Annotated in this window: 4 protein-coding genes and 1 pseudogene; all 5 read left to right on the forward strand. The window is 74.6% G+C overall.

What is annotated here, in order from left to right:
- Positions 1–369: 369 nt before the first annotated feature.
- Positions 370–783, forward strand: coding sequence for a hypothetical protein (locus HYE82_RS38715; RefSeq protein ID WP_256988104.1), 414 nt, complete (start codon positions 370–372; stop codon positions 781–783).
- A gap of 81 nt (positions 784–864) precedes the next feature.
- On the forward strand, positions 865–1,308 hold the full coding sequence (locus HYE82_RS34565; protein ID WP_179178179.1) for an SRPBCC family protein: 444 nt from the start codon (positions 865–867) through the stop codon (positions 1,306–1,308).
- A 202-nt stretch (positions 1,309–1,510) separates the two neighbouring features.
- Positions 1,511–2,344 (forward strand): M55 family metallopeptidase, encoded by an 834-nt coding sequence (locus HYE82_RS34570; RefSeq protein ID WP_179178180.1) that lies wholly within the window; start codon positions 1,511–1,513, stop codon positions 2,342–2,344.
- 1 nt (position 2,345) lies between these two features.
- The gene (locus HYE82_RS34575; protein WP_179178181.1) at positions 2,346–3,731 is read left to right on the forward strand and encodes a M20/M25/M40 family metallo-hydrolase; all 1,386 of its coding nucleotides are present in this window, start codon (positions 2,346–2,348) and stop codon (positions 3,729–3,731) included.
- 64 nt (positions 3,732–3,795) lie between these two features.
- Positions 3,796–4,138 (forward strand): annotated as a pseudogene (locus tag HYE82_RS34580) (S9 family peptidase); the annotation flags it as partial.

Raw genomic sequence — 4,138 nt, forward strand, 5'->3', positions numbered from 1 at the left:
GGATGGGTGTGACGGGGTCCGGGCCGGAGGAGACCGGTGGCCGGTCGTCGGGGCGCCGGCCGGGGGAGGTGGCGGCGGTCGTGTCGGCGGCGACCGCCGTCGCCGGACTGCTGCTGGCCGTGTTCGGTCTGCCGGGACCGGTGGGCTCCTCGGGGGGGCCGGCCCCCGGCCCCGGGAACCCCCGCCACGCGCGGGCCGAGCGCCACCGCCCCGTCGGCCCCGGGGCAGCCCGCGACCCCGGGGCAGCCTGCACCCTCGGGGCCCACTTCCGGGACGCCCACCCCCGGGCCGGGCACCACGCAGGCGCCCGCGCCGCTGCCCGCCGGCTGGCACCGGTTCACCGAGCCGGCGCTCACCCTCTCCGGAGCGGTGCCCGAGGGCTGGCGGCTCGACGCCTCGGACGACCTGCGCCGCAACTGGAAATCCCCCGACGGCGCGCACGTCCTCGGCTGCAAACGGGACAGCTTCAACGGCACCACCGCCGACGCCGCGGCCGACGGACAGCTCGCCTGGTACCGCAAGACCGCCGAGTCGGCGATGGAGGGCCTCCAGGTACAGCGCACCCGTACCGCCCAGGACGGCAAGGATGCCGTCCTGCTCACCCTCGACTACCACTGGCCCGGTCAGAGCGCGCCCCGCAGACGGGTCGAGCTGTTCGTCACGGGCGGGGCCGGGCAGGTCTGCCAGTTGCTCGTCGACAGCGAGGCGGGGGCCGGCCGGCTCGCCGAACAGGCCGGGCTGTTCGACACCTCACGGGCCCGGCTGCGCACAGACGTGCGCTGACCGGGGCCCGATTTTGGGCCGCCGCCCCCGAAGTGGTTGGCTTGCCGCCGACGAGGCAACACAACTGCTGGAGGAACAGGTATGGCGCAGGTCGAGGCCACCACGGAGCGCATCATCGCGGCCGACGCGGACACCGTGTTCGACGCGCTGGCGGACTACACCGGCACCCGGGGCAAGCTGCTGCCCGAGCACTTCAGCGAGTACGAGGTGCGCGAGGGCGGCGACGGCGAGGGCACCCTCGTCCACTGGAAGCTCCAGGCCACCAGCAAGCGCGTGCGCGACTGCCTGCTGGAGGTCACCGAGCCCACCGACGGCCAGCTCGTGGAGAAGGACCGCAACTCCTCCATGGTCACCACCTGGATCGTCACCCCGGCCGGCGAGGGCAAGTCCAAGGCCGTCGTCACCACCGTCTGGAACGGCGCCGGCGGCATCGGCGGCTTCTTCGAGCGCACCTTCGCCCCCAAGGGCCTCGGCCGCATCTACGACGCGGTCCTGGAGAACCTGGCCCGCGAAGTCGAGGCCTGAGTCCCGCCGTTGCCGGTGAGGCCGAGGACACGGCCTCACCGGTTCGGGTGGATTCCCGACGCGGGCCGGGCGGCCTTCCCGGGCGCGCCCGACGGGCCGCGGCGGGCCCGGAAAGCTAGGGTGGAGACCCGCGTGGACGGTGCGGTGCGCGACGTCCGCGCCGCCCGCCGCGCCGTGCGCGCACCCGACCTCCGGGGGCCCGATGAAGATTCTCGTCTCCGCCGACATGGAAGGCGCCACCGGCGTCACCTGGCCCGCCGACGTCCTGCCCGGCACCCCCGAGTGGGAGCGCTGCCGGCCGATGTTCACCTCCGACGTCAACGCGGCCGTCCTCGGCTTCCTCGACGGCGGCGCCGACCGGGTCCTCGTCAACGAGGCCCACTGGAGCATGCGGAACCTTCTCCTCGAACAGCTCGACGAGCGGGCCGAGATGATCACCGGGCGGCACAAGACCCTGTCCATGGTCGAGGGGGTGCAGGGCGGGGACGTCGACGGGGTCGCCTTCGTCGGCTACCACACCGGCGCCGGAACGGAGGGCGTCCTCGCCCACACCTACCTCGCCAACTCCATCACCGGTGTCTGGCTGAACGGCGTCCGCGCGAGCGAGGGCCTGCTCAACGCCCACGTCGTCGCCGAGTACGGGGTCCCGGTCGTCCTCGTCACCGGAGACGACCTGACCTGCCGCGACGCCGGCGTGTACGCCCCGGACGCGGTCACCGTCGCCGTCAAGGACCACGTCTCCCGCTACGCCGCCGTCTGCCGCACCCCCGCCCGCACCGCCGCCGACATCCGGTCCGCCGCCAAACAGGCCGCGAGCCTCGCGGTGCGCAAGGACCCGGTACGGGGCGGCCCGTACACGGTCGAGCTGGAGTTCGACGCCGAGCACCTGGCGATGTACGCCACCCTCGTCCCGGGCGTCGAGCGCAGCGGCGAGCGCAGGGTCGCGTACACCAGTGATGCGATGTACGAGGGGATCCGGACGTTCAAGACGGTCACGACGGTCGTCTCCTCGGCCGTGGAGGAGCAGTATGGCTGACATGTCCGAAGCCACGCCCCGGCACCGGCCCGGGGAGCCGCCTGCCGAGGGGGACCCGCCCGACGGGTCCCCCGTCGACCGGGAGGCCCTCGACGAGGTCGTCGAGTTCACCTCCCGGCTCATCCGCATCGACACCACCAACCGGGGCGGCGGCGACTGCCGCGAGCGCCCCGCCGCCGAGTACGCCGCCGAACTCCTGGCCTCCGCCGGGCTGGAGCCCGTACTCCTCGAACGCACCCCCGGCCGCACCAACGTGGTGGCCCGGATCGCCGGCACGGACCGGTCCGCCGACGCCCTCCTCGTCCACGGCCACCTCGACGTGGTCCCGGCCGAGGCCGCCGACTGGAGCACGGACCCCTTCTCCGGGGAGGTCCGCGACGGGGTGGTCTGGGGCCGCGGCGCCGTCGACATGAAGAACATGGACGCGATGGTGCTGGCCGTCGTACGGGCCTGGGCCCGGGCCGGGGTGGCGCCCCGCCGGGACATCGTGATCGCCTTCACCGCCGACGAGGAGGACAGCGCCGTCGACGGCTCCGGCTTCCTCGCCGACCACCACCCCGGCCTCTTCGAGGGCTGCACGGAAGGGCTGAGCGAATCCGGCGCCTTCACCGTGCACACCGGCCCCCGGCAGCGCCTCTACCCCATCGCCGCCGGCGAACGGGGCACCGCCTGGCTGAAGCTGACCGCCCGCGGCACCACCGGCCACGGCTCCAAGCCCAACCCTGCCAACGCCGTCAGCCGGCTCGCCGCCGCCGTCGCCCGGATCGGCGAGCACCGGTGGCCCGTCCGCCTCACCGACACCGTTGCCGCCTGCATCACCGAACTCGCCGCCCTGCAGGGCCTTTCGGTGGACGCGCGCAGCTGCCGGACCGACCTCGACGAGCTGCTGCCCAAGCTCGGCCCGGCCGCCGCCCTCGTCGAGGCGACCCTGCGCAACAGCACCAGCCCGACCGTGCTCAGCGCCGGCTACAAGGTCAACGTCATCCCCGGCACCGCCACGGCGTACGTGGACGGCCGCACGCTGCCCGGCGGCGAGGAGGAGTTCCTCGCCACCCTCGACGAGCTGACCGGTCCCGACGTCACCTGGGAGTTCCACCACCGCGAGGTGGCCCTCGAAGCCCCCGTCGACGGGCGGACGTTCGCCGTGCTGCGCGAGTCCGTGGAGCGCTTCGACCCGGCGGGGCGGGTCGTGCCGTTCTGCATGGCCGGCGGCACCGACGCCAAGCAGTTCTCCCGCCTCGGCATCACCGGATACGGCTTCTCCCCACTCAGACTCCCCCCGGGCTTCGACTACTGGTCCCTCTTCCACGGCGTGGACGAGCGGGTGCCCGTCGACGCGCTGCACTTCGGCGTGCGCGTCCTCGACGACGCGCTGCGGACGCTGTGAGGGGGAGCCCGTGAAGGCCTCCCGGCAGGACACCGCGGCCGGCTCTGCAGCCCCGGCCCCGGCCGTGCAGGAGCCGTACGGCAGCTGGCCCTCGCCGCTCGGCGCGCAGCTCGCCGCCTCACTCGACGGCCGGCCCGAGTACGTCGGCATGATCGGCCCCGAGGTGTGGTGGACCGAGCCCCGGCCCGCCGAGAACGGCCGCCGCACCCTGGTGCGCCGGCCCGACGGCGGCCCCGCGGCCGAGGCCCTGCCCGCCCCGTGGAACGTCCGCAGCGGGTTCACCGAGTACGGCGGCCGCCCCTGGGCGGGCACCGGGCGGCCCGACGGCGGCCCCCTGGTGGTCTTCGTCCACCACGCCGACCAGCGGATGTACGCGTACGAGCCGGACGCCCCCGGCGGCCCCGCCC

It is taken from the genome of Streptomyces sp. BR123 (genome assembly GCF_013401435.1).
Taxonomy (GTDB): domain Bacteria; phylum Actinomycetota; class Actinomycetes; order Streptomycetales; family Streptomycetaceae; genus Streptomyces.